The following is a 23,331-nucleotide window of genomic DNA, read 5'->3' as shown; positions in this document are numbered from 1 at the left end:
CTTCCAGCCAGGGCTTCACGGAGCTTGACGGGGATAACAGTATCTACCCGTGCTTCGATCAAAGGCATGCCGATGGTTGACATGCGATGAGCGACTTCAGTCGCCCCAACAGTCTGCTGCCGTCCCTGTGAAAGGGGCGGTTATTAAGAGCCGGCGCCAGCCGCCACGTCACGAAACCGGCGGCTCAGAAATTCGGCCATGTAGTTGTTGGCCGTGCTGTCGTCGTTAAGCAGCATCTGCTCGACGCTCGCGGTGGCGGGGGTTTCGGCCGGCGCAGACAGCGCCGAGGCGGTGATGGCGCCATCGCTGCCCACCTGGATACGCCAGGCCATGGCTGCACGGGATTCCTGCTTCAGTGGTGACGAATACTGGCGGCCTTCGATCACGAGAAAGCCGTCGCGCCCCTCGAGCCAGCTCCGGGTGTCGAGTTCCCACTGGGTGCCGGTTGGTCCGGCAGCCCGCTGCGCGCCCTCGGGCCGTGCCAGGCCGAGGGCATCCCGCATGTCGGTGATGATCTGGCGTGCGGCGTTATCGTAGTCTTCCCATTTCTTGCGCATTCTTTTGCTGTCCTTGTGTCGTTGAGGCGTGCTCGCGCCGGCTGAGGCGGCACGCGCTGTGCGGCTTTCACTATCTCACGTTGTGGCGGGCACCTTGCCGCCATAAACGCTTACCCACGCTTACCACGCCTACCCAGGCGGGCTGGGGCCGTAGGCTGCCATGAAAACATCGATGGCGCGGGAGGGGCTTTCCTTCCCGGCGCAGCTTAAAATGCCGGATTCCATCAACCGGAGTGTCGATATGCGAGCAGTTTCCCTGACCATCCTGGCGACCATGCTGGTTGCCTCAAACGCGGCTCATGCGGCCCCGAGCATTGAAACGCTGCCTTCCGGCGTCAAGATCGAGCACGTCAAGATTGGCGAAGGCAGCGCGCCGACCGCAACCAGCCAGGTGACGGTGCACTACCGCGGCACGCTCTTGAATGGCGATGAGTTCGACAGTTCCTTCAAACGAGGCCAGCCGGCGAGCTTTGGCCTCAATCAGGTGATTCCGTGCTGGACCCAGGGCGTCCAGAAAATGAAGGTCGGCGGCACGGCCAAGCTGACCTGCCCGCCCGAAACGGCGTATGGCACGCGCGATCTGGGCAAGATTCCGCCCAACAGCACCCTCAACTTCGAAATCCAGTTGCTGGGCAGCAAGTAACAGCCGGCCAGCACGCAGGCGTAAAAAAACCCGGCAGGCGATGCCGGGTTTTTGACGTTTTATCAGACTGCGATCAGGGCTTGGCCGGTGCCGCCTTGCCGCGCATCATGCCCCGGCGCGGGGCCGCGTGGTGCTCGTCAAAAGTGGTTTGCTGCGCGGGTGTCAGCGTGGCGTAAAACGTCTTGAGGGCCGCGACGTGTTCGGTCATCTGTGCCTGCCTGCCCTTCATGAGCTCAAGCATTTTTTCGGCACGTTCCGGCGCCTTGAGCTTGGCCCAGTCTTCGGGCTGGCCACCACTGAGGGCAGGGCGGGCCTGCTCGGATTCCATCAGCTTGGCCCAGGCGGGCTCCTGTTCCGGCGTCAGCTTCAGCGCATCATGCAGCTGCTTGTGATGCTGCTCTTTCATGTGGGCATGACGTTCCTGGTGGGAACCCATCGGGCCACAGCCCGGATCTGCCATGACCGGACCGGCTGCCACGGCGCCCAGACCGGCAACCAGAAGAAGTGATTGGGCGAGTTTGCGATATGAGTTCATGGTGCTCCTTTGGGTTTCGGTCGTTACGGTTGAAACGGTGGTTTGGCGTTCAGCGGCACTTCGACTATCGTTGAGCGCGAGATAGTTTCGCGATTCGGCAAGAAAGGCTTTGATATTCATCGCTTCAGGGCTGTTTTCAATATGACTCATGGCGTCTGTCGGCGGTTTATTCTGGTAGGCCCATATTGGCCTCAAAGACCCGTCCCAAACGTAGGCGTATTGAAACGCTTTGTATCCGTATGTGTCGGATGGCAAAGCCGATAACAGGTCGATGCAAAATCCCGTTAAAGCACGCCGGCCCATCCGGGTCGCATCATGGCACTGCATTTTGATTTGAATAGCCGATGAGATTTTCGAAAAAGTGAGCGCCGATCTGAATCTGGTCGAGCGCGTGGCCGCACAGGTCAAAGCCAGGTTTTTGGCCGAAAGCTCCGGACACGACTGGCACCACATCAACCGGGTCTGGCAGCTCGCCCGCCAGATTGCCGCGGAGGAGGGCGCCGATCAGCAGATCGTCGAACTGGGCGCCCTGCTGCACGACATCGCCGACTGGAAGTTCCACGGCGGAGATGAAACAGCCGGGCCGCGGGAGGCCCGGCGACTGCTCGCCCTCGAGGGCGCTTCGCAAAGCATCATCACGCCTGTTGTCGATATCGTTGCGACCATCTCGTTCAAGGGGGCCGGGGTCAGCACCGCGATGCAGACCCTTGAAGGACAATGTGTTCAGGACGCAGACCGACTCGACGCGATCGGGGCCATCGGGATTGCCCGCTGCTTTGCCTACGGCGGGCACGCCGGGCGCCTGATTTACGACCCGGATATTCCTCCGGTGATGCATCCCACTGCCGAGGCCTATAAAACCGCACAAGGCACCAGCCTGAACCATTTTCATGAAAAGCTGTTTCTGCTGAAAGATCGCATGAACACGGCCTCCGGCCGCAGGCTCGCCGCTGACCGCCATCAGTTCATGGAGGATTTTGTTTCCCGGTTTCTTGGCGAATGGAATGCTTCGCTGCCGGATTCCCGGTTTTAGATTTGCTGAAAAGGTAAATAAATGAGAGTGAATCTGAAAGTGCCCTTCGCAGAAAAAGACGAGGCCAAGAAGCTGGGGGCCCGCTGGGATGCGGCCCGGAAAATCTGGTACGTCGAGAACAAGCCCGACATGGCTCCGTTCGCGAGATGGGCGCCAAGCCCGCACGAAAGTTCGGCGGGTACCGAGCCGGTGCATAAGAGCGCCGCGCCCGTCAAGAAACAGCAGGCCGCCAGCATGGTCATCGTGGGCAGCGCCTATGTCGAGCAGGCGCGTGTTTGCGACTGCCTGCCGTGGGAGGTGTGCGAACGCTGCGAGCCCACCGCGCTGTCCAGGTAGCCCGAACTCTCCGGCCTTTTACTTTGGTGTTGCATGAATAAACTGACAAACGAACTGCAGCGGCTATATTTTCTCCGCGACCCGCAATGCCCCGGCCAGACGCCGGACGATGGCAGCCTTGCCGGCGAAACGGCCACGGCATTGAACATGATCGGCGCTGACGGCAAGGTTCGGGCGATGGTCATGAATTTTGAACGGGCCGGCGACTGGGACCAGGTGGCAAATGTCTATCAGGCCGTGCAAAGCGAGCTGAATCTGCCGGCCCCGGCCGTTTCTGTTTCAGGCGGCAAGGGCTACGGGCTGTGGTTTTCGCTGACCGAAGCCGTGCCGGTGGCCGATGCGCAGGCGTTTCTCGAAGCGCTCCAGCTCACTTACCTGGCCGATCTTCCGGCGATCCATCTCGATCTGCTGCCGAAAGCCGCCACGCCGGTCATGGAGCTGCCGCCGGCGCTGCAGGCGGGCACCGAAAAATGGTCGGCCTTCATCGATCCGACCCTGGGCAGCATGTTTGTCGATGAACCCTGGCTGGACATGTCACCCAACATGGACAAGCAGGCAGATATTCTGGCGAGCCTCGACAGCATCAAGGCTGAAGATTTTCAGCAGGCGCGGCTTACGCTGGGGATTTCGGCCGCGGTGGAGGCCGGCCCTGCGCCACAAGCCGCGAGCCCGCAGGCCACAGTCGCTCGACACGACGCCCATGGCGATCCGCAAAATTTCTTGCTGGCAGTGATGAACGATACGTCGGAAAAAACACGCCTGAGAATCGCGGCGGCCGAGGCGCTGATGCCTTACTTTCACCGGAAAATCGGCGGGCAGTAAGATTTGCCCTGTGCCCTTCAAAAGCCCGGCACCGTAAGGCAGCGGCCCTTGGCCTCCAGCCAATAGACGACCTCGCCCACAGCGACAACGCTGCCCGACACCACCAGGCTCGCGGCCGATACGGCGCCGGCCAGCACCAGCAGCTCGGCACATCCTTCATTGCGGCACCCGCCAAAAGCGGCAATCTGGTAGGCCTCGAGCGTCATGTGTCGCTGGGTGATACCGCAGGCAGGGTCGTATCGGGTGGTGGTGCGGGGAAGAAAGATGCAGCTGCAGAGCAGCATGCAGGCAATGAGCAGCGTGCCCGGAAGGGCCATGAATCGGCCGGATGATGGGGGGCTGCAAACAACAGCCGCCGTGTTTTGCGTGCCTTTCATGGCTTGATACTTTACTACCACTTGCCCCGGCGACCTGCGGGTTGCCGAGGCCTGCCGCACTCGATGAATACACCCAACAGGATTGATATGGACGCTCCGGCAACGGACCTGCGCTTTACGCGAACGCTGTGTGGCAACACGATGTGGCTGACGGCGGGCCGCAGGGTGAGCTTTTCGGTTGGCAGCCTGAGAATCTTCGGCCACATCCCCGAGAGCAGCCTGGGCCCGCAGTCGCAATGGCGCAGGTTCACCGGCGAGCAACGCGACGCTGCCGAGCACGCGGTGCTTCAAACGCACGGGGCGAAGCTGGAGCAGGCCCTGGAAGCCGCCGTGGCCGAGATCGCCGCCTATCTGCAAGCCTGCGAAGCCGACGCGCTGCAGCCCGATATCCCGCAGCTCCGCGACCACTGGGCGAGCGGCGAAATGGACCTGGGCAGGGTTGGCAGCGTGCTTCGCCAGTCGCTGCTGGACATGCAGTCGAACCGGCGTCACCGCAATCTGGCAGAACAGATCGGCCACTCGGTGAAGCTGTCCGACTACCCCGACACTTTTCCGGCCCGCCGCCGGGCCCGCAAACTGATTGCCGTGCTGGGGCCCACAAACTCGGGCAAAACCCACGACGCGCTGGAGCGCCTCGTGACCGCGGCGTCCGGCGTGTATCTGGGCCCGCTGCGCCTTTTGGCCCTGGAAGCCTACACGCGCCTCAACGACGAGTTCGGCGTCAGGGCTTCGCTGGTGACCGGCGAGGAGCGGCGCATCATCGAAGGCAGCCGGGTAACCGCGTCCACCATCGAAATGCTCGACGCCAGCCGGGAAGTGGACGTGGCGGTGATCGATGAAATCCAGATGCTGAGCGACCCCGACCGGGGCTGGGCGTGGACCCAGGCCGTGGTGGGGGCCAACGCCCGCGAGCTGTGGCTGCTGGGCGCGCTGTCCGCCGAGCCGGCCGTCACGGCCCTGGCGGCCCGGCTGGGCTTGCCGCTGGAGATTCGGCGCAAGACACGCAAGCATCCGCTGGTGGTGGGCAAGCCGCTCGGCAATCACCCGGCCAGTGCCCTGCGCCAGGCCCGGCCCGGGGATGCCTTCATTGTCTTTTCACGCCGCGATGCGCTTAACCTGCGCGACGACCTGCTGGGCCTGGGCCAGTCGGTGGCCTGCATTTACGGCGCACTGTCGCCCGAAGTGCGCGAGCGGGAGGCGCGGCGCTTTGCCGAGGGGCAGGCCGATGTGCTGGTGGCTACCGACGCCATCGGAATGGGCTTGAACCTGCCCATCCAGCGCGTGGTGTTCACGGCCGTTCAGAAATACGACGGGGTTCGGCGGGGTGATCTGCCGGTGTCGCTGCTGCAGCAGATCGGCGGCCGGGCAGGGCGCTTTGGGCACCAGGAAGAAGAAGGTGTGGTGGCCGGGCTTACGCCCAACGAGCACCGGCTGGTGCTTGCGCACATGAAAGCCACGCAGCCGCCGGTGGAATCCAGCGGATTCCAGATCACGGCCGGCGCCGCCTATCTCGAGCAGATCGCCGGAATGTCGGGCGACAACCGGCTTGAAGCGCTGCTGTCGCTTTTTTTGCTGCATGCCGACTGCGGCGACGGATTCTTCACGCCCCACGTGCCGGAGGAACAACTGGCCAGAGCGGCGCAACTCGACCGGCTCAAGAAGCTGTCACTGCCCTTGAAGCACGTGTTTTCCATGGCGCCGATGGCTTCGCAGAACGAAACCATCGATGGCACCTGGCGTACCTGGGCCTATGCCGCCAACCAGGGAAAGCGCATCAGGCTGGATTTTTTGCCCAGATCGGCAAAGAAGGCATCGCTCGAGGATGCCGAAACGACGGTGCGACTGCTGGCCGCGTACCGCTGGTTCGGCTACCGCCTGCCAGAGCTGTTTGTGGATTACGCGCTGGCGGACGAACAACTGGCGCCCTGGATCAGCGCCGTTGACGGACATTTGCGCAGCCGCTTCAAGCAGGGCGCCGGCGGCGGCCGGGCTGGGGTGCCCAGCTGGTACTGGCCGCGCAAAAGCTGAGAGCGCGCCCGTCGATCCGACACACCGGCAACGCCATGTTGCCGGTGAATGACGGATACGCCCTTAAACCGCGACGCCGCCGGTGCTGAAGATTTCGGCGTGAATCCGCGCGGATTCGACGCCGAGCTGGTGCAGGCGGGCGATGTGCGTTTCGAGGAAGCCGGTCGGGCCGCACAGGTAGTAATCGGCCCCCGGGGCCAGCACGGCGGCGCCAAGCTCGCCGAGGTCGAGGCTGCCGATGACGCCGAATTCGGCTACCGGAGCGGCATCGTGATAGATGTGCACCTGCAGCTGCGGGTTGTCGGCGGCGGCCTTGTGCAGCCGGGTGCCGAAGGCGAGCACGTCGGCGTTGCGACAGGTGTGGATGAACTGCACCGGGCGGTTTTTGGCGGTGCCGATCAGCTGCTTGAGCATCGAGATCATCGGCGTGATGCCGACGCCGCCGCTGATCAGCACGACCGGGGTGTCGCGGTCTTCGTGCAGGTAAAAGTCACCGAAGGGCGGGGCCAGATCGATGATGTCGCCCTTGTTGTAGGCGTCGTGCAGGCGGTTGGAGACGCGGCCGGCGGGCGTGCCGTCGCTGCCCGGCTCGCGCTTCACCGAAATGCGGAAGGCGGCGCTGCCGGGAGCATCCGACAAGGAATATTGACGTGGTTGCATCACGTTCCATTCGGGCACGAACACGCGCACCGTCGTGTATTGGCCGGGGCGAAAGGCGGGCAGCGGGCCGCCGTCGGTCGGGGTGAGGTAAAAAGACGTGATTTCCGCGCTTTCCGCCACCTTGTCGGTGATGCGGAAGGGGCGCCAGCCGGACCAGCCGCCGTCCCGGTTGGCGGCTTCGGTGTAGAGCTTGCCTTCGGCCTCGATCAGCACGTCGGCCAGCACGCCGTAGGCGATGCCCCAGGCGTTGATCAGCTCGTCGCTTGCGGCGTCGCCCAGCACTTCCTTGATCGAGGCGAGCAGGTGCTTGCCGACGATGGGGTAGTGCTCGGCGCGGATGCCCAGGCTGGCGTGCTTGTGAGCGATCAGCGTGATCACCGGCGCCAGCACGGAAGGATCGTCGATGTTTTCGGCGTAGGCCAGCACCGCGCCGGCGAGCGCCATGGCCTGCTTGCCGGTGTCGCTGTGGCTGCGGTTGAAGATCTGGTGAAGCTCCGGGTTGTGGCGGAACATGCGCTGGTAGAAGTAGGAGGTCAGCGCAACGCCGTGCTCCTTGAGCACGGGGATGGTGGCTTTGACGAGATCGCGTACCTGGGCGTCCATGGTGTCTTCCTTAAGAGTTATTTTTAATACATCTTTTGTGGTAGAAAAAAGGCCGTTCGCACATGGCCGGCCTTTCTCGCGGGTCTGCCCGGATGGGCGCCCGACAAAATCGATTGTGTCAGAAAGAAATGCGCAGAAGCAGCAGGGTTTACGGCAGGTGTGGGCGCGGGTCTGCTTAGTCCGTTACGGCCTGATCAGGGGCGTCGGGCCAGCCCGGTGAAGACGCGGATCATCTCGGGCAGCGCCGCGAGGTCGTGGTTCTGCACGAGGCGCCGGTCGGTGGTGTCGACGGCGTCGCGATGTGCCGCGTCCGGCTGGGTGTCGAGCAGGGCGCGGTAGGCGCTGATCTCCTCGCCCAGATACCAGAACTCGTCGTTGCGCTCCTTGAGCCGTCTGGCTTCATCCACCACCAGCCGGGCGCAATCGATGTTGCGCAGGCGGCGGACGATCTTGAAGGCCTGCTCCCGCAGCGCGCCGGGCAGGGCTTGCGGGTCCAGGCCGAGGTCGCGCACCCAGGTGCCCACGGCGCGGGGCAGGGTGGCGCCGATGTCGGTGATGTCGAAGCTCTCGCGCAGGGTGCCGATGACGTCGGCGCGCAGGTTGTGGAAACCCGTGTCGGCCAGGAGCAGCACGGGTTTGTCGAGGGCGCGCATGAAGCCGTATTCGAGGGCCACGTTGGGGTTGAACTCGTCCTTGAGGCGGTCTTCGAGCACCGCCACGCCGTATTTGCAGCACAGCATGTAAACGCAGACGTTCTTCCAGAGCTGGCGGTCGAGGGGATACATCCGATCGTCGGCCCGCAGGCCGGCAAGGCCGTGGCCGCACAGGGCCTTGCGCAGCACCTCGTCAAGCTGTGTGAGCAGGCGGTTGCCCGGCTCGAAGCGGGTCATGATGAAGACGTTGCGCGCGTAGTCGGGGTGTTCGGCGAAGAAGCGTTCGCAGTCCGGGGCGAGATATTCATAGCCGTCGGGCAGGAAGAAATCCGGGTGCATGGTCAGTCGTCTCCGGTTGTGGTCGCCGTGCCTTTGATCTGGCGGAAGCGTTCGAGATAGCGGCGCGCCATCGCCAGATCGGTGAAGTGTTCGAGGGCGCGTGCGCGTGCGCCGGCGCAGCGGGCGGCGATGGCGTCGGGATCGGCTTCGCGCCAGCGGGTCATGGCGTCGAGAAAGGCGGGGTAGCCGGTGTCGTCGCAGTAAAAGGCGTGTTCGCCGAGCACTTCGACGAGCCCGTCCACCGGCGTGCACACCAGCGGAACGCCCCGCGCCGCGGCTTCGAGGGCCGACAGGCCGAAGGGTTCGTAGGTGGAGGGCTGGGCGAGCACGTCGATGCCTGCGAAGAAGGCGTCGAGGCGCGGCCCGCCGCACCAGCCCAGGTGGCGCACCCGCTCCTCGATGGCGTGTTCGGTGAGCAGGTCGCGGGCGTAGGCGCTGAAGGCCTTGCCGGCGATCATGGCCTCGAAGTGCTCGAAGCCCGGCTCGGCGAGCACCATCTGCACGTATTCGGGATGCTTGCGCGGCACCAGCCGGCCGCAGTAGCCAAGCATGCCGCGCCGTGGCCCGGGCGCCTGCATGGGGGGCAGACGGATGCCGTTGGCGACCACGCTGACCCGCGGATTGAGGCGCTCGTAGCCGAGCTGACGGTAGTAGCCGCGCTCGGCCTCGGAAACCAGCACCACTTCGTCGCACGCGGCAATGAGGCGTTCCTGGTCGAGCACCGCGCCGTGCAGATTCACCGCGTTGGAGATTTCCTCGTAGGCCAGCAGGGAGTGGATGGTGAACAGCGAACGGGCGCCGCGGGTGGCGTCGAGCAGGCCGGGGCCGTGGTTGTAGGAATGCACATGCACCACCGGCGCCCGGAAGTGGGCCAGTTCGGCTTCGCTGCCCAGGGCCACACAGGCCCGGCTGGCGAGGATGGCGTCGACCTCGTAGGGCTGGTAGCCGTGATCGGTGACGTACCACAGGGCGCGCACGCCGATGGCCGCAAAGCCGCTGGTCAGTGCCTCGATCACGCTGCCCACGCCGCCCATGCGGTTATGGGGCATTTCGTTGGTGATCTCGATGACATCGAAATCGCGCTCGCGGGTGTTGGTGATCACGCGAGCAGCTCCGCCGGGCCGTCGCCGTCCGGCACCCGCAGGGTGGCAAGCACGGCGACCGCGCGGCATTCCACCGGAAAACGTTCGGGCTCTTCCCAGCTGCCGTCGTCCAGTTGCGCTGCCAGAAACAGCCCGGCGACGCATTCGTCGAGGCAGGGATTGCAGTCTTCGACGTGAAAGTTGTGCACCGCCATCACCCGATACTGGCCGGGGGCGATGGCGGCGAGTTCAATCCGGATCTCGTCCGGGTTGAGGTAGGCCTGGCGGAAGCGATTGATCCGGAACGGCGCCACCACCAGTTCGGCTCCGTCCAGCCGGCACAGGGACGGGGACAGGGCCGCTACCGAAGAGATAGCCGGAGACACGGGCGCCGCCGGATGGGCCGCTGCGCCTGTAGGGAAGGCCTGACTCTCCTGGGTCCTGTCCATCGTGGATGACTCGCAATAGGAATGCCAAAGGTGCGGTGAGACGACGAAAGGGTAACCGGATCATTCTGGAGCAAGCCCCCGCAAAGCTCAAGGACACCGGCCGTGCCCGTCGCGATGGTGTGCGTCTGCGTTTTTCAACGTTCTGACGGCGGTTGATGGCGCGGTTACCCGCGCCTGGCGGGATGGCGTTCGGGAGGTTTGGAAAGTTCAGAACTTTCAGGCGGATGTGAGCGTGATGGCCAAGCTGCCGGGAGTTGCTGACCAGGCGCTCAGAAGCTCTTTAAGAAGTCCCGGAAGCATCTCCGAAAGAAATATCCATCACTTCTGAAAATTACTGTTTTCAGAAGTGATGGATAGCCCGGAGCTGCCCCCCTCCAAAACCTGTCAGCAAGCGCGTCGGTGTCATTTCTCACCGCTCTCGCCTTTACTTTTCAGCAGCGTGGAGATTGCGTCTACCGCTTCTCCGCGCTCTTCGTCCTTCATGTGCACGTAGTACTTGCTGGTGGTTCGCGGGTCTTTGTGGCGCAGTTGTTCGGCGGTTCTGGCCAGCGAGACGTGGCCCAGGGCGAAGTGAGTTCCTCGGGTGTGCCTGAGCCAGTGGGATGCGGCGCGGCGCAGTTGCGCCTCCCAGGCCGGCTCACGCATGGCGGCAAACGGCGCGGCGTAGTTCAGGAAGCGGCGCAGCTCGCTGTTCAGGTAGCCGGCAGTGACGCCTTCGCCGGTTTTAAGTGGCTGCTTGCTCCGGCGCCTTTGCGGTGTGAGCTTGGCAATCAGCGGCACCTGGCGCTCGCTCGCATCCGGGTAGCCGGATAGCCCGCGTGCGGCGCGATAGCGCATCAGGGCCTGGACGGCGGCGTCGTCCAGCGTGACCCGATCGGGCCCGTCGGCGGCGGTTCTGCCCTTGCCGATCACTTTCCAGATCCAGCGCTTTCCGCTTTGCACGATGGCGCTCATCGTTGTCTCGGCGATCTCGGCACGGCGGCCGGCTGCGGCGTAGCCGAACATTAAAATGCAGCGCAGACGCTCCTGGCGCTCCGGCGGCCACGGTTGCGGCCGGGATGCCGCCGCGGCGCCCTCGCCGGCATCCGGGTCGGCTATCCGCCACTGGTTCTCCGGGGCATCGAGAAAGTCGCGCAGCCACAGCCACAGTTCGATTGAAAAAGCCTTGTCGGCCCCACGATTGTCCTGTTCGATGGCATCCAGCCGGCGTTGCCGGGCGTACATCTCCGGGCTGAGCTGCAGTTCCTCCAGCGCATCCTGGGAGATCTCCTCTCCGGTGAGTTTTCCGAGGCGCAGGCAGGGATTCGTGGCCAGATAGCCGCTGTCGTGAAGAAAGCGGAAAAAACCCCGGATCGTCGTGTCGGCCCGGCGCCGGCTGCCTGTTGCCAGCCCTTTCAGACGCACCTGCCCGTCCGCCGCCGGTGCCTCACTCCCTTTACCAAAGGGCATGTATCCGGCTGGCCAGCCTTCGGCAGGCAGATACGGCGCAACGAGCCACACGCGAAAGGCCTCCAGATCCCCCACCGTGGCGTTCGAGATCAGCCGGCCGCGGATGTACAGCATGAAAGCCAGAAAGCGGCGGATCTCCTGGAGGTAGGCCTTGCGGGTCTGCACGTTTTTCGCTCTGGCGTTGAGCCAGGTAAGGATTGCCTCATGGTCGTTGGTGGCGCCCAGCGAATTGGCAACGGCCACGCTGCGTCGGGCGTCGCTGCCGGCCTGCAGATGGGGCGGGATCGGCAGCATCACCGGCCCGCCTTCGTGAATTGCTACGCTGACTGCTGGCGTATGAGCCATCCAGCTCCTCCCGTTTGTGTGGTCGAAGTGGATATTACTTGCCTTGGCTAATAGTGTCGATAATTGCACAACTCGTTATTATTTGTTTTGATATAGCAACGCAATTGCGCAATTGCGCAAAATATTTAAAATGTTGCGATGAATTCATGTGCAGCAACGCGCAGCCCCGTCAGGCACGCAAGCACACGCAAAAACGGAGACACCTCGATGGCAAGTGCCGTGACCTACGAAATGGTCGAACAGATCTGCAACGACCTCACCGCCGCCGCCGGCGACAGCCCGACCTACCTGAAAGTCCATGAAAAGCTGGGAAAAGGCTCGACGCGCGTCGTTTCTGCCCACATCCGGCAATGGCGCGAATCCCGCGCCGGCAGCACCGCGCTCGCCCGTGACCCGCTTTTCGGCGAGTGGCCGGAAGCATTGCAGCTCAAGGCCCGGAGCCTGTTCGACGCGCTGCTCGTCGTGTCGTCCGAAGCGGCCAGTGCGTCGGCAGAAACCCTGCGGGCGGAATTCCTGCTCAAGGAAGAAGCGCTCAAGCGCCAGGCGGACGATGCGGCCAACGACCGCGCCGCCGCCCTCGACACGTTGCGCAGCGAGCGTGCCACCACCGCCCGACTGAGCGCGGAACTCGAATCCCAGCAGGAGGCCGCCGCGGCCCAGCGAACGATGATTGCCGACCTTCTCGGGCAACGGGAGCTGCACATCGCCCAGTGCGCCGGGCTCGAGCAGCGCCTGGAATCCCTGCGCGACGAGCACGCGCGCCATGTGAGCGATCTGGGTTTTCAGGCGGCGGCCGAGCGGGATCGCCTGCTCACCGAAATACGCGCCGAGCAGGATCGCAGCGCCGGCGAGCGCGAACACCTGATGCGCCAGACCGACCAGCTTCGCCAGGATCACGCCGCTGCCGTCAATGAACTCCGCCAAAGGGTCGGCGTGCTGGATGCCAACCTGAGCAGCCAGCGCAGCAAAACCGCAGAAGCCGAAGGTCGCGCTTCAGAGCTTGCGGCGCTCAAGCGCCAGCTGGAGACCGAGGCCGCCACAATGACCGCCCAGCTGACAGAGCTTCAGGCCGAACTGGCCCGGCTGCGAGCACAACAACTGGCCAGCGCAACGACGATCGGCAATCAGGAAACGCAGATGGCAAGGCTGGAGCTGCAGCTTCAGTTTGAAGCTCAAAGAGCGCGCACTGCGGAAGCACACACCCAGGCGCTCATGCTGATGCGTGCCGCTTCGCCTTTGCCCGAGCCTGCGCCCGGCCCGCAGGAAGGTGATGCGACGCTGGGCTGAGCGCTTTGGAGGCGCACGGTAGGTGCGGTGATTTTTAAATCACAATATGAGCGATTTCTAATATTATTGGGCGCCCCACCCTGCCCTTCAAGGAACGCCATGAAAACCGCCCACGATCTCGTTGCCGCCGCCAAGACCCGCGTTCAGGAAATCTCGCCCGAAGCTGCCGAACAAACCATTCGCGACGCTGACGTGCTGATCGATGTACGCGAAACCGACGAGTTTTCCGCCGGCCATATTCCCGGCGCGGTTCACATGTCCCGCGGCATGCTGGAATTCAAGCTGAGCAGCACGCCCGAACTCACGTCCCGCGACATCCGGATCGTTCTGTACTGCAAGACCAGCGGCCGCGCCGCGCTGGCTGCCTGCGCACTGCACGACATGGGCTACCTCGACGTCAAGTCGATTGCCGGTGGTTTCGACGCCTGGGTTGGTGCAGGCAAACCGGTAGCCAAGCCGGTGATGCCGGCATTTGACTGATCAAGCCGGCTGGGCTGGCCGGTAGATCCACAAACAAAAACGGCAACAATCAGCGCAGGATTGTTGCCGTTTTTGAACGATTTCACGATTGCATGATTCAGCTGCCTCCGGCCCGCTCCCGGCGCCGGTAGTGCAGCACTGCCGGCGTCACCACCAGGGCGCCAAACAGCGCCACCAAGCCAAGCGGCCACAGCACGGGGCGGTTCCATTCGGCCCGCAGACGCTCCCGCGCGGCCACATCAACCCTTTGATATTTAAGGGTGTTGCGAGCGATTTTGCCCGGTTTGCGGTTAAACAGCCAACCGTGTTGCAGCGTGTAGGCCTTCTCGTAAAAGCCCCACACCCACGGTGAGTCGTGCTGCAGGATGGCCAGCATGCGCTCGATGATGGCCTGCCGTTCAGGGTTGTCGGGCATGGATTTCATGCGCTCGAAAAGGCGGTCGTACTCGGCGTTTTCGTAGTTGGCCGCGTTCTCGCCCTGGCTCTTGACCTTGCTCTGGGCACCATAAAGCAGGAACAGGAAGTTCTCCGGGTCCGGGTAGTCGGCGTTCCATCCCCAGTAGAAGAGCTGGGCGTTACCCTTGCGGATCTTGTCCTGGAAGCGGTTGTAGTCGGTGGCGCGCACCACCAGCTGCATGTCGAGCTTGCGGAACTGCTTGTTGAGCCAGTCGACGGTGGATTTGTCGCCCATGCCGCTGCCGGTGGTGTCGAGGTTAACCACCAGCGGCTCGCCGGTCCTGGCGTCGCGACCGCCGGGATAGCCGGCTTCGGCCAGCAGGCGACGGGCTTCCTCCACCGGTTTGCGGCGCGGCTTGCCGTCGATCCAGTCGTACACATTGGGGTTGATGCCGGCCTCGTCGGCCCGGTAGCCGAAGATGCCCGGCGGTATCGGGTGCATCGCCGGCACGCCGCGGCCATTCTGGAAGACCGAGATGAATTCTTCCTGGTCGATGGCGATCGAGATGGCCAGGCGCAGCTTGCGCGCCCGCTCGGAGTTGCCGCCAACCACCGGGTCGAGCATGTTGAAGCCCATGTACATCACGGTGGGCGCCACCGAGGTGTTGAGCTTGATGCCCTTTTCGGCCATTTCGTCGGACAGGCTCACGTCGCCCTGCCCGCCCATCTGCACGGCCTGGTCGAAGTTGTCGGACGACACGCCCGAGGCGTCGTAGTAGCCCTGCAAAAACTTGTTCCAGTACGGAATGCTTTCCTTTTCGCGGGTGAACACCACCTGGTCGACAAACGGAATGGTCTTGCCGCAATCGGCCAGCAGCCCTTCCGCCTTGTCTTCCGGCTCGCCCTCGCAGGGATAGGTTTCGCCGCGGAAATTGGGGTTCTTCACCAGCACCATGCGGGCGTTGGGATTGTTGTCGGCCAGCATGTAGGGCCCCGTGCCGATGGGCCACCAGTCAAGTGTCAGGTTGCGCTCGGCCATGCCCGGCTGGGCAAAGAAACGGTCGGCCTCTACCGGCACCGGCGCAAAAAAAGGCATCGCCAGCCAGTACGGAAACTGGGGATAGGTGCCCTTGATATGGACGCGGTAGGTGTAGCGGTCGATCACCTCGACGCCGCTCATCGGATAGTTGCGCAGGTCGATCCAGCCGCCCTCGCCTTTGGCGGCACGGGCTTTTTCGTCGGCGGCCAGGCGGGCGTGAAGATCCTTCAGCCCGACGATGTAATCACCCATCAGTTCGAGCACCGGCGAATGCAGGCGCGGGTGTGCGAGGCGCTTGATCTGGTAGGCGTAATCGTCGGCGGTGAGTTCGCGGGTGCCGGTTTGCGGAAAATCACCCAGGCTGCGCTTGTCGGCGAGATCTGCCGCGGTAAGGCCGAGGTAAAGCGGCTGGCCCTTGGCGTCGGCGGCAAAGGCCGGGTGCGGCTGATAGCGGATGCCCGGCCGGATACGGATTTCGTATTCGCTGCGGGCGATGCTGACCGGGTCGGCGCCGGGTGGCAGCAGCTTGCCGTCCGCATCGAACTGGCGCAGCACAGGCATCCTCTCGGCGGCCGCCACATTCAGCTCGAAGGGGCGCTTGAGATAGTGATACTGCAGCGGCGGCTCGTAGATCTGGTACAGAAAAGTCGCCTCGTCCTCGCTGTAGGACTGGACCGGGTCGAGGTGCTTGGGCCGCTGGGTGAAGGCGGTGTAGAGAATGTTCTGGCCCCGCTCGGCGATCGGGTAGGGATCGTTCCACACCTGGCCACAGCCGGCTGCCAGGCTTGCGAGCAGCATGGAAGGAAAGTACCGGAATAGCGGACGAAACAGCGGTCGGATCAGTGCGTGCATGGGGTTTACTCTACCGGATAGCGGCGGAGTCGCGACAGCACACGCTCCGGAAGCATCCGCTATAATCGAGTGGTTATTCACAGGAGACACCTTACATGGGCTTTCTCGCCGGCAAGCGCATTCTCATCACCGGATTGCTGTCCAACCGCTCGATCTCCTACGGGATCGCCAAAGCCATGCACCGGGAAGGCGCAGAGCTCGCCTTTACTTACCAGAACGAACGCTTCCATGATCGCGTGGCCAAAATGGCCGCCGAATTCGGCAGCGAGATGATCTTTGCGTGCGACGTCCAGAACGACGATGAAATCGCAAAGCTCTTCGATCAGCTCGCGCAAAAATGGGACGGGCTTGACGGCCTGGTTCACTCCATCGCTTTCGCCCCCAGCGAAGCCCTCGAGGGCGACTTCCTCGACGGGCTCTCCCGCGAGGCGTTCCGCATTTCCCAGGAAGTCAGCGCCTACAGCTTCCCCGCCCTCGCCAAGGCCGCCCGGCCGATGATGAAGGGTCGCAAAGGTTCGATGCTGACCATGTCCTACCTTGGCGCCGTGCGCACCATGCCCAACTACAACATCATGGGCATGGCCAAGGCGAGCCTCGAGGCTTCGGTACGCTACATGGCGGTCACGCTCGGCCCCGAAGGCACGCGCGTCAATGCCATTTCCGCGGGCCCGATCAAAACGCTGGCGGCCTCCGGCATCGGCAACTTCAGCAAGCTGCTGTCGTTCAACGAACGCAACGCCCCGCTGCGCCGCAACGTGACCATCGAGGAAGTCGGCAACGCAGCCGCCTTCCTGTGCTCCGATCTCGCCAGTGGCGTAACCGGTGAAATCATGTACGTAGACGGCGGTTTCAACACCACCGCGCTCGGCAACGAAGACCAGGGCCAGGGCTGAACCCTGCCGGTCTGATCAAAAAGCAGGGCCGTCCAATTACGGGCGGCCCTGCTTTTTTTGCGATCCTGCCGGGCTCGCCGGCTTGCCCCGCGGCCTAGTCGGTCGTGCCCTGCTCCAGCATCCGCCCCAGCAACTGCCTGACCAGCGACGGTTCAAACGGTTTGTCGCAGATTCCCGACACGCCGGCCTCTTCCACCGCGGCCAGGCGGCTCTCGCTGGTTTCGCTGGTCACCATCAGGATCGGCACCGTGCGTTGCCAGCTGCGGGTGCGCACGTATTCGACAAATTCGCGGCCGTCCATTTCGGGCATGTTGTAGTCGGTAATGATGAGGTCGACCATCGTGCCTTCCAGCACGGCAGCGCCTTCCTTGCCGTTGCAGGCTTCGATGATGTGGCTGATGCCGAGGTTTTCGAGCACCTTGCGCATGAATTTGCGCGCGTTGTGGCTGTCATCCACCACCAGCACGCGCACGCTTTCCAGGTCGTACTGGTTGTCCAGCGTGTAGTTTGTCCCGAGGTAATCCACGGTGGCATTGAGCGCCAGGGTCAGCTGGTGGGATGTGAAAGGCTTGGGCACGATGCCGCACACGCCGGACTGGCGGATCGGATCAAGGGCCTGCGGGCGGGTTTCGCTCGAAATCAGGATGAAAGCCACATTCTTGAGCACCGGATCGGCCCGCATCGCGATGAGCAGCTCGGTGCCTGAACGGTCGGGCAGGTAGAGCGCCGAGAGCACCACGTCGGGCCGCGCAGCCCGCATCGCGGCATCCGCATCCGCGGCACTACCGACAAGCTGCACCTGCGTCAGCCCGACCTCGTCGCACACCTTGCGGATGATCTTGGCCTGCATTGCGGAGGGCTCCACAAGCAGGGCCTGCAGATGACCAAACTGGCCAGTACTCGCCATCGTCTCGACCTTTTTTATTTGCGAACGATGGGATTAGCGAACCAAATCAGGAAAGCTTGAGGCGCACGCTGAAAAACACCCTGCCCTGTTAGGCGCGGCGGGATGCCGCCGCCGTCTTTTGCCGCGCCCACCAGGCACCGAGCCGGCTGGCCGGATAGCGCTGGGTGACGGCTTCAAGAACCATGTTGCCCGTCGCCAGCACCAAAAAGACATAAATCAGGCTTGCCCACCAGGCGTCGGCGGCGATCAGCGCGGCCATTACCGCCAACTGGAACAGCGCAAAGGCCGCAGCCTTCACATGCCCCGCCGCGCCAGCCTGCTTCTGTTTGACGCTCATCGCCCACCACGTGGGCACGACCAGCACGAGCGCCATCACTGCCATAACCCTGTACATGCCTGATCCCTCCTGGGCTGCCCCCTGCCGCCGGGGATTGCCGACGCTCAGCGGAATTGCGATGGCGGCGAGGATACCCTCAATTGCCATCGCGGCGCCCTGCCGGTTCCGCCGTTTTTCTACAGTTCCGTCAGCCTCGGCGAGCGCGCTCAAACAGCCTAGTCCGCCAGATACTTGTCCAGCGTGTGGTGATGCGCCCGGATGCGGAGTTCCTGGTAGCTGGCCAGGGTGACGACGCCGGTCAGCGAGGCCTTGAGGCCGCGGGTCATGTGCGGAAGATTGCGCATGTCCTGGTCGAGCACGGGGCCGAGGGCGCCGAGTTCCGGGGCCGAACTGAAGGGCTCGTTTTCGGACAGCCAATGCACCGGCACGGCGGCGGGCCGCGGTTCATGGGCTTTGTGGCGGCCGAGCACCATCACGTCGTAGATGCAGCTTTCCGGGTTGTGGCCGTCGGGCATGGCGCGGTAGATGATGTTGCCGAAGTAGCCCGCCCAGATCTGGAAGTGCGGGAAGACCGAATAGAGGATCGCATCCTGCAATTCGGCCAGTGTGGCGTGAGACAAATCCACGCCCGATGCGGCGGCGTAGGCCGCACGGTTCATCTCGCCCACGTACTGGCGGGCGCTCATGCCTTCGGGCAGGGTGTGGGCGTCGCCGTTGCCGTCGGCCATGCGGCCGGAGGCGGCGATGCAGTCGTGCATCACTTCGGTCTGGGTGACACCATCCAAGTTGGGGCTGGCGATGGACATGGGCGTGATGCAGCGGGCCAGGGTGTCGCCATACAGGTCGTACTGGCTGTCCACGTCGTCGGTGAAGGTGAGGATGTGCGGGTGGGTTGCGCGCACATGGAAGGATTCAAAGAAGGCCTCCTGGGCCAGCTTCCAGTTGCAGGGGATGCGCTTTCGCACGTGCACGAGGGTGGTGGCACGCTCGAGGCTGTAGTCGGCACAGTGCTCGGGCAGCACACCCAGCCAATCGGCAAGGGGAGCTGCATTCTTGTCGAAATTGATGAAGATGAAGCCGGCCCAGGTTTCGACGCGCACTTGCGGCAAATCCTGGCGGTCACGCTCGAAGTGCTTGAAATCCCACGCGCAGGGCAGGCTCTTCATGGCGCCGGCCAGATCCCAGGTAAAGCCGTGGAAGGGGCAGCGCAATTGCTTGACGTTTCCGCCCGCCGGCCGCAGCGCGATGCCCCGGTGCAGGCAGGAGTTGGCAAACGCGCGCACCACGCCGTCGTCACCGCGCATGACGATGAGCGAGTGATCCCCGATGTCATGCACCACGTGGTCGCCCGCATCGGGAATGGCTTCGTCGCGGGCCACGAACTGCCACACGCGGGGCCACATCCTGTCCATTTCCTGCTTGTGGAAATCTGCCGAAAAATAGCGGCTCACCGCCAGGTCGGCATCCCCGAGTCCGGCTGGCGGAGCCGGCCTGAGAAAGTCAGGCACCGGCACCGTCTCATCTTCAAGCAAGCGCTGAAAGGTAGTCGGGTCGCCGAGGTTTTCGGGTGCATTGAGCGAATGATGCTGTGCGCAGGGTGCGTTCATCGGGATGTCTCCTCCGGTGCGTGGCGGCCTGGGTGCCGTCCATGGATTCGGGTGAAGGCCGGCGCCATGGCGGACTCCGGCTTCCTCTGTCTTTCCGCTCTGGAAAGACGATGCCTGGAGTCTGCGGGTGCCAGAAAGACCCTGATTTGATTATGGTCAACAAACGAACAAATTTGTTTGTTTTATGGTTTTGACGGTGGGGTTCGCTACGCTCATGACGCGCCCCACCGCCGACTCAACGCTCCTTTGCCACGGCGTCCTCATCCGGGTTGGCGGGCTGTTCCCGTTCTTGGGTCATGTGGTTAGCATGCTAGATTGCGTTGATCAATTTTTCGGCTTACACCGCGCATGCTCAGCATCAGAAGCATCTTGAGACCGGCTCATTCGTCCCGCCGCGTGTCGATTGTCCGACTCGTCGGGGGCCTGTTTGCTTTACTCATGGCGGGCTCCGCTCACGCCATCGGTGATTCGGGCGGCTGCGCCATGAATCGCGCGTTGATCGATGCAGCCGCCACGGGGCCGGCGTCTGCAATGCACGCCCATTTGGCCAGCCACATGGCGCGCGCCTGGAAAAATCTTGAGCCGGCGATGCGCACCGTGCTGGAGTCGAGCCCCCGGGCGATACAGGAGTGGCAGTCGGCAACCAGGAAGACCTTCCTCAATGGCTCGGATTTCGGCTGCGGAGAAGGCAAGTTGCTCGATCACGCCATCCGCGGCGGCAACATCGACGTCGTGAAATGGCTCGTGGACGAAGGCGCCGATCCCAGCGGCATGCGTGACGGCCTCAGCCCCGACTCCGTTTTTTTCCGCTGCCCGGAAGCGTTTGCGCGACCTGGCCTCACCGAGGCAGAAGCGACGCAGCGCACCGAAGCCATCTACCGGCTCCTGATCGACCGGGGGGCGGACAAGAACCGCTCCGTGAGCCATTCGCAGTTCCAGGCCGCCAACGCGCTCACGGGCTGTTCCTCGGAGCGCATGCTCCGGCTGATGCTTCAACTCGGGGTCGATCGCTCTCCTCAGTTCGGAGACCTCCCTGCCCTGCATGCGCCGCTCCAGGAGGCGGTGTGGTCCTTCTTTCCCGGCAGCAGGGGAAACCCCGAAAAAATTCTCGACAAGATTCGCCTGCTGGCCGAAGGCGGGCACAACGACCTTCGCGGCACCGTGATCGAACAGCGACTGCATGAACTCTGCCTTCGACCGGCCGGCGAAGAGCGCTGCCGCAAGCTCCAGCCCGTGCTGAAAGTCAGCCCGGGAATCTGGCCCGGGACACTGCAGACGCCGATCTCCAGGCCCGGCCCGGCAGCTTTTGCGCCGCGTCGCGAGGTGTGCAGCTTCCCCGAAATCCAGTTTATCGACGATCTGGAACTGGCCGTGGTTTCGCACACCGGGGGCGAGCCAACGGGCCTGGCCTTCAAGGGCGTGCCGGACGAAGCAAAGGTGGTCGAACTGATCGTCAACGCCCCCAAGCGCCCGGTTCTGCTGCTTCTGAATTCCACTGGAATCAAGGCCCCGCGCATCTGGTCGATTCGCCGCACGGCCTCGACCAGGATCGTCGGCGTCATCCTTCAGCGCGATTTCAAGCCGGGGGCCCGCACGGCGGTGCTCGGCCTTGATCCGGATACCGCCATCGCGCAGGTTCGCTGCGACATCCCGCTGGACGAAGCAGGCCCAGGCCGGCAGCTTGCGACACCCGGGCCCGGCAGCCTGGATCCCTTCGGGCGTGGATTGCCCTTCACGAGCTACTTTGCCCGCACCGGCGCCATCACCGTGGGCGACCCCCTGACGCCCAAAGCCAGGTCGTCACTGTCATTGTCCCCGGAGGCTGGCTCGTCGCCTCTCCCGCTCGAGCCCTACGCAGCCGCGGCGGGCCCGCTCACGGGCCGGGCGGCGCTGGAAGCCATGGTCGCCAACGGCAGCCTGAGCCGGGCGGACGTGGATACGTTCATCAGCTGGATGGGCGCAGTACGCCGCCGCCCCTGGCCACGCAATGGCCTCCCGAAAACAGTGCCCGCCTTCTGGAATGCCTACGTCAACAAGAAGGACGAACTGCGCCTTCCGGCAGGATTGCGCGGCGCCGACGCGCCCATCATCTTTACGCCCGCCCAGACCACCATCAAGGGAGACATCGGAGACACCACATTGTTTTTCGGTCACGACACCAACGAGCCCTCGAATGCAAATGTGCCACGGCTCGGCACGTGCATCGGCCCCCGGTGCTGATCACAGACAGGGCACAACGCTGACTAATCTCCGCCGGGCGCCCGCCTCCGGGCAAAAATCACCGGGCTTGAATTGGCGGGAATCAACGGGAGGGCGCATCATGCCCTCCTTATGTCAGGGACCGGCCTGCGGATTTTCCGGAAGGAGAAAGTCATGACAACCAGAATCACCATCACTGCTGACGATGTCCAGATTGGCGACCTGATCTACGACGGCCCCGGGGCCAATGTCCATCCGACGTTTGCGTGGGAAACCGTAACGAAGGTGCATCGGGTGGATGGTCTGGTCATGCTGACCGCGGGCCGCCTCGACAGCGCCAACGGCGAGTTCTGGTTTGATCCTGCCGAATCCGTAACCGTCATTCGTCATCCGCCAGAGAAAGCTGAAGAAGTCGTCACCAAGCCGCGTCACAAGCGCGGGCATTAGGGCCAGGACCCAGCCTCCCCGCTGCCAGGCAGGAGCGGCCGGTGGCGTGACAAGCCCGACGCGGCGGCCTTCGTTCCGCTGCAGGTGCCTCGCAAGCTCCGCCCGATCATGAACAATCAGGCACAATCGCGCCGATCATGATCAAGCGCCTTGCCAATCCCTACCTTCTGCTCACCCTGAGCGTCCTGTCCTGGTCGAGCAACATGGTTCTCGGCCGTGCCATCCGTGGCGAGATTCCGCCCATGGCGCTGTCGTTCTGGCGCTGGGTCATCGCCGGCCTCTTCGTGCTGCCTTTTGCACTGCCGCATCTCAAGCAGCAATGGCCGCTGCTCAGGCAAGGCTGGCGACCCTTGCTGGTGCTCGGGCTGCTCGGCATCGGCGGCTACAACGCCTTCGCTTACCTGGGCCTGCAGCACACCACAGCCACCAACGCGGCCCTGCTCAATTCCTTCGTCCCCATCGTGACCATCGCGATTTCGTGGGCTTTTCTCGGAAAACACCTTAAACCCCTGGAAGCCGTGGGCGTGATCGTTTCCCTGTGCGGGGCGCTCACGATTGTTGCGCGCGGCAATCTGGATGTACTGGCCAGCCTCGACCTCAACGTCGGAGACCTGTGGATGTTGCTTGCGGTGCTCGACTGGGCGCTCTACACCATTGCCCTGGCGTGGCGACCCGCAGGCGTCCATCCGACGCTGATGCTCGGCACGACGATCATGATCGGCGTCGCCGCCCTGGCCCCCGCCTATGCCTGGGAATTCGCCCAGGGCGCACGGATGAAACTGAATCCCGAATCGATGGCGATCCTGGCTTACATCGGCATCGTTCCCGGCTTCGTCAGCTACATTTTCTACAACCGGGGCGTTGCCGAAGTGGGCGCGAACCGCGCCAGCCTGTTCATTCACCTGATGCCGGTTTTCGGCACCCTGCTGTCGTCGATCTTTCTCGCTGAAGTGCCCCAGTGGTACCACTACCTCGG

Annotated in this window: 23 protein-coding genes; 11 read left to right on the top strand and 12 right to left on the bottom strand. The window is 63.6% G+C overall.

All coding sequences use genetic code 11. The features are described 5' to 3' along the window. Window positions 1–143: 143 nt before the first annotated feature. Window positions 144–557 carry a hypothetical protein gene (locus Q1W26_RS03975; RefSeq protein WP_300436189.1) on the bottom strand — a complete coding sequence of 138 codons (414 nt, stop codon included), beginning with the start codon at window positions 555–557 and terminating at the stop codon, window positions 144–146. 241 nt (window positions 558–798) lie between these two features. On the opposite strand from Q1W26_RS03975, the gene Q1W26_RS03970 reads away from it, so the two are divergent. Beyond that, on the top strand, window positions 799–1,200 hold the full coding sequence (locus Q1W26_RS03970) for an FKBP-type peptidyl-prolyl cis-trans isomerase (RefSeq protein ID WP_300436185.1): 402 nt from the start codon (window positions 799–801) through the stop codon (window positions 1,198–1,200). Window positions 1,201–1,273: 73 nt separating this feature from the next. Here Q1W26_RS03970 and Q1W26_RS03965 read toward each other — a convergent pair whose 3' ends face one another. Further along, window positions 1,274–2,062 carry a Spy/CpxP family protein refolding chaperone gene (locus tag Q1W26_RS03965; RefSeq protein ID WP_300436182.1) on the bottom strand — a complete coding sequence of 263 codons (789 nt, stop codon included), beginning with the start codon at window positions 2,060–2,062 and terminating at the stop codon, window positions 1,274–1,276. 34 nt (window positions 2,063–2,096) lie between these two features. Between Q1W26_RS03965 and Q1W26_RS03960 the strand changes: the two genes are divergently transcribed. From Q1W26_RS03960 to Q1W26_RS03950, 3 genes are read left to right on the top strand one after another with little or no spacing between them, the layout of a single operon-like run. Then, window positions 2,097–2,768, top strand: a complete 672-nt coding sequence (locus Q1W26_RS03960; protein WP_300436179.1) for an HD domain-containing protein — start codon at window positions 2,097–2,099, stop codon at window positions 2,766–2,768. Between the two features lie 21 nt (window positions 2,769–2,789). Then, entirely contained in the window at window positions 2,790–3,104 is a 315-nt protein-coding gene (locus tag Q1W26_RS03955) for a DUF5710 domain-containing protein (protein WP_300436177.1), read from the top strand. A 33-nt stretch (window positions 3,105–3,137) separates the two neighbouring features. After that, window positions 3,138–3,926, top strand: coding sequence for a hypothetical protein (locus Q1W26_RS03950; protein ID WP_300436174.1), 789 nt, complete (start codon window positions 3,138–3,140; stop codon window positions 3,924–3,926). A gap of 17 nt (window positions 3,927–3,943) precedes the next feature. Here the strand turns inward: Q1W26_RS03950 and Q1W26_RS03945 are convergent, their stop codons facing one another. Continuing rightward, window positions 3,944–4,243 carry a hypothetical protein gene (locus Q1W26_RS03945; RefSeq protein WP_300436171.1) on the bottom strand — a complete coding sequence of 100 codons (300 nt, stop codon included), beginning with the start codon at window positions 4,241–4,243 and terminating at the stop codon, window positions 3,944–3,946. A 225-nt stretch (window positions 4,244–4,468) separates the two neighbouring features. On the opposite strand from Q1W26_RS03945, the gene Q1W26_RS03940 reads away from it, so the two are divergent. Next, window positions 4,469–6,331: a helicase-related protein gene (locus Q1W26_RS03940; protein ID WP_300436168.1), complete on the top strand. Its 1,863-nt coding sequence runs from the start codon at window positions 4,469–4,471 to the stop codon at window positions 6,329–6,331. 63 nt (window positions 6,332–6,394) lie between these two features. On the opposite strand, the gene hmpA is transcribed toward Q1W26_RS03940, so the two are convergent. From hmpA to Q1W26_RS03915, 5 genes are all read right to left on the bottom strand, one after another. Further along, window positions 6,395–7,594 carry an NO-inducible flavohemoprotein gene (gene hmpA / locus Q1W26_RS03935; protein ID WP_300436165.1) on the bottom strand — a complete coding sequence of 400 codons (1,200 nt, stop codon included), beginning with the start codon at window positions 7,592–7,594 and terminating at the stop codon, window positions 6,395–6,397. Between the two features lie 194 nt (window positions 7,595–7,788). Further along, window positions 7,789–8,586, bottom strand: coding sequence for a hypothetical protein (locus Q1W26_RS03930; RefSeq protein WP_300436163.1), 798 nt, complete (start codon window positions 8,584–8,586; stop codon window positions 7,789–7,791). 2 nt (window positions 8,587–8,588) lie between these two features. Beyond that, the gene (locus Q1W26_RS03925; protein ID WP_300436161.1) at window positions 8,589–9,689 is read right to left on the bottom strand and encodes a glycosyltransferase family 4 protein; all 1,101 of its coding nucleotides are present in this window, start codon (window positions 9,687–9,689) and stop codon (window positions 8,589–8,591) included. After that, the gene (locus Q1W26_RS03920) at window positions 9,686–10,054 is read right to left on the bottom strand and encodes a hypothetical protein (protein WP_300436159.1); all 369 of its coding nucleotides are present in this window, start codon (window positions 10,052–10,054) and stop codon (window positions 9,686–9,688) included. The genes Q1W26_RS03925 and Q1W26_RS03920 overlap by 4 nt, the downstream gene beginning before the upstream one ends. Window positions 10,055–10,519: 465 nt before the next feature. Further along, a complete protein-coding gene (locus Q1W26_RS03915) occupies window positions 10,520–11,911 on the bottom strand; it encodes a site-specific integrase (protein WP_300436157.1) in 1,392 nt (463 codons plus the stop codon). A 207-nt stretch (window positions 11,912–12,118) separates the two neighbouring features. Between Q1W26_RS03915 and Q1W26_RS03910 the strand changes: the two genes are divergently transcribed. Together Q1W26_RS03910 and Q1W26_RS03905 are read left to right on the top strand one after the other, a co-directional pair. Continuing rightward, a complete protein-coding gene (locus Q1W26_RS03910) occupies window positions 12,119–13,198 on the top strand; it encodes a DNA-binding protein (RefSeq protein ID WP_300436154.1) in 1,080 nt (359 codons plus the stop codon). 99 nt (window positions 13,199–13,297) lie between these two features. After that, entirely contained in the window at window positions 13,298–13,678 is a 381-nt protein-coding gene (locus Q1W26_RS03905; protein ID WP_300436151.1) for a rhodanese-like domain-containing protein, read from the top strand. A 97-nt stretch (window positions 13,679–13,775) separates the two neighbouring features. On the opposite strand, the gene Q1W26_RS03900 is transcribed toward Q1W26_RS03905, so the two are convergent. Continuing rightward, window positions 13,776–15,911: an ABC transporter substrate-binding protein gene (locus tag Q1W26_RS03900; protein WP_300436148.1), complete on the bottom strand. Its 2,136-nt coding sequence runs from the start codon at window positions 15,909–15,911 to the stop codon at window positions 13,776–13,778. Between the two features lie 149 nt (window positions 15,912–16,060). Between Q1W26_RS03900 and fabI the strand changes: the two genes are divergently transcribed. Next, window positions 16,061–16,858: an enoyl-ACP reductase FabI gene (fabI, locus tag Q1W26_RS03895; RefSeq protein WP_300436145.1), complete on the top strand. Its 798-nt coding sequence runs from the start codon at window positions 16,061–16,063 to the stop codon at window positions 16,856–16,858. A gap of 94 nt (window positions 16,859–16,952) precedes the next feature. Here fabI and Q1W26_RS03890 read toward each other — a convergent pair whose 3' ends face one another. From Q1W26_RS03890 to Q1W26_RS03880, 3 genes are all read right to left on the bottom strand, one after another. Then, window positions 16,953–17,765, bottom strand: a complete 813-nt coding sequence (locus Q1W26_RS03890) for a response regulator (protein WP_300436143.1) — start codon at window positions 17,763–17,765, stop codon at window positions 16,953–16,955. A gap of 88 nt (window positions 17,766–17,853) precedes the next feature. Next, window positions 17,854–18,312: a hypothetical protein gene (locus tag Q1W26_RS03885; protein WP_300436140.1), complete on the bottom strand. Its 459-nt coding sequence runs from the start codon at window positions 18,310–18,312 to the stop codon at window positions 17,854–17,856. Window positions 18,313–18,317: 5 nt separating this feature from the next. Then, entirely contained in the window at window positions 18,318–19,709 is a 1,392-nt protein-coding gene (locus Q1W26_RS03880; RefSeq protein ID WP_300436138.1) for an aromatic ring-hydroxylating dioxygenase subunit alpha, read from the bottom strand. Window positions 19,710–20,057: 348 nt separating this feature from the next. Between Q1W26_RS03880 and Q1W26_RS03875 the strand changes: the two genes are divergently transcribed. From Q1W26_RS03875 to Q1W26_RS03865, 3 genes are all read left to right on the top strand, one after another. Then, window positions 20,058–21,929 (top strand): ankyrin repeat domain-containing protein, encoded by a 1,872-nt coding sequence (locus tag Q1W26_RS03875; RefSeq protein WP_300436136.1) that lies wholly within the window; start codon window positions 20,058–20,060, stop codon window positions 21,927–21,929. Between the two features lie 153 nt (window positions 21,930–22,082). Then, a complete protein-coding gene (locus tag Q1W26_RS03870; protein ID WP_300436133.1) occupies window positions 22,083–22,355 on the top strand; it encodes a hypothetical protein in 273 nt (90 codons plus the stop codon). A 137-nt stretch (window positions 22,356–22,492) separates the two neighbouring features. Then, on the top strand, window positions 22,493–23,331 hold an 839-nt coding region (locus Q1W26_RS03865), incomplete at its 3' end, for a DMT family transporter (RefSeq protein ID WP_300436130.1).

This window comes from Zoogloea sp., assembly GCF_030157465.1.
In the GTDB taxonomy this organism is placed as follows: Bacteria; Pseudomonadota; Gammaproteobacteria; order Burkholderiales; family Rhodocyclaceae; genus Zoogloea.
The sequence above is the reverse complement of the archived record's forward strand: the minus strand, read 5'-3'. Positions and strand labels throughout refer to the sequence as shown.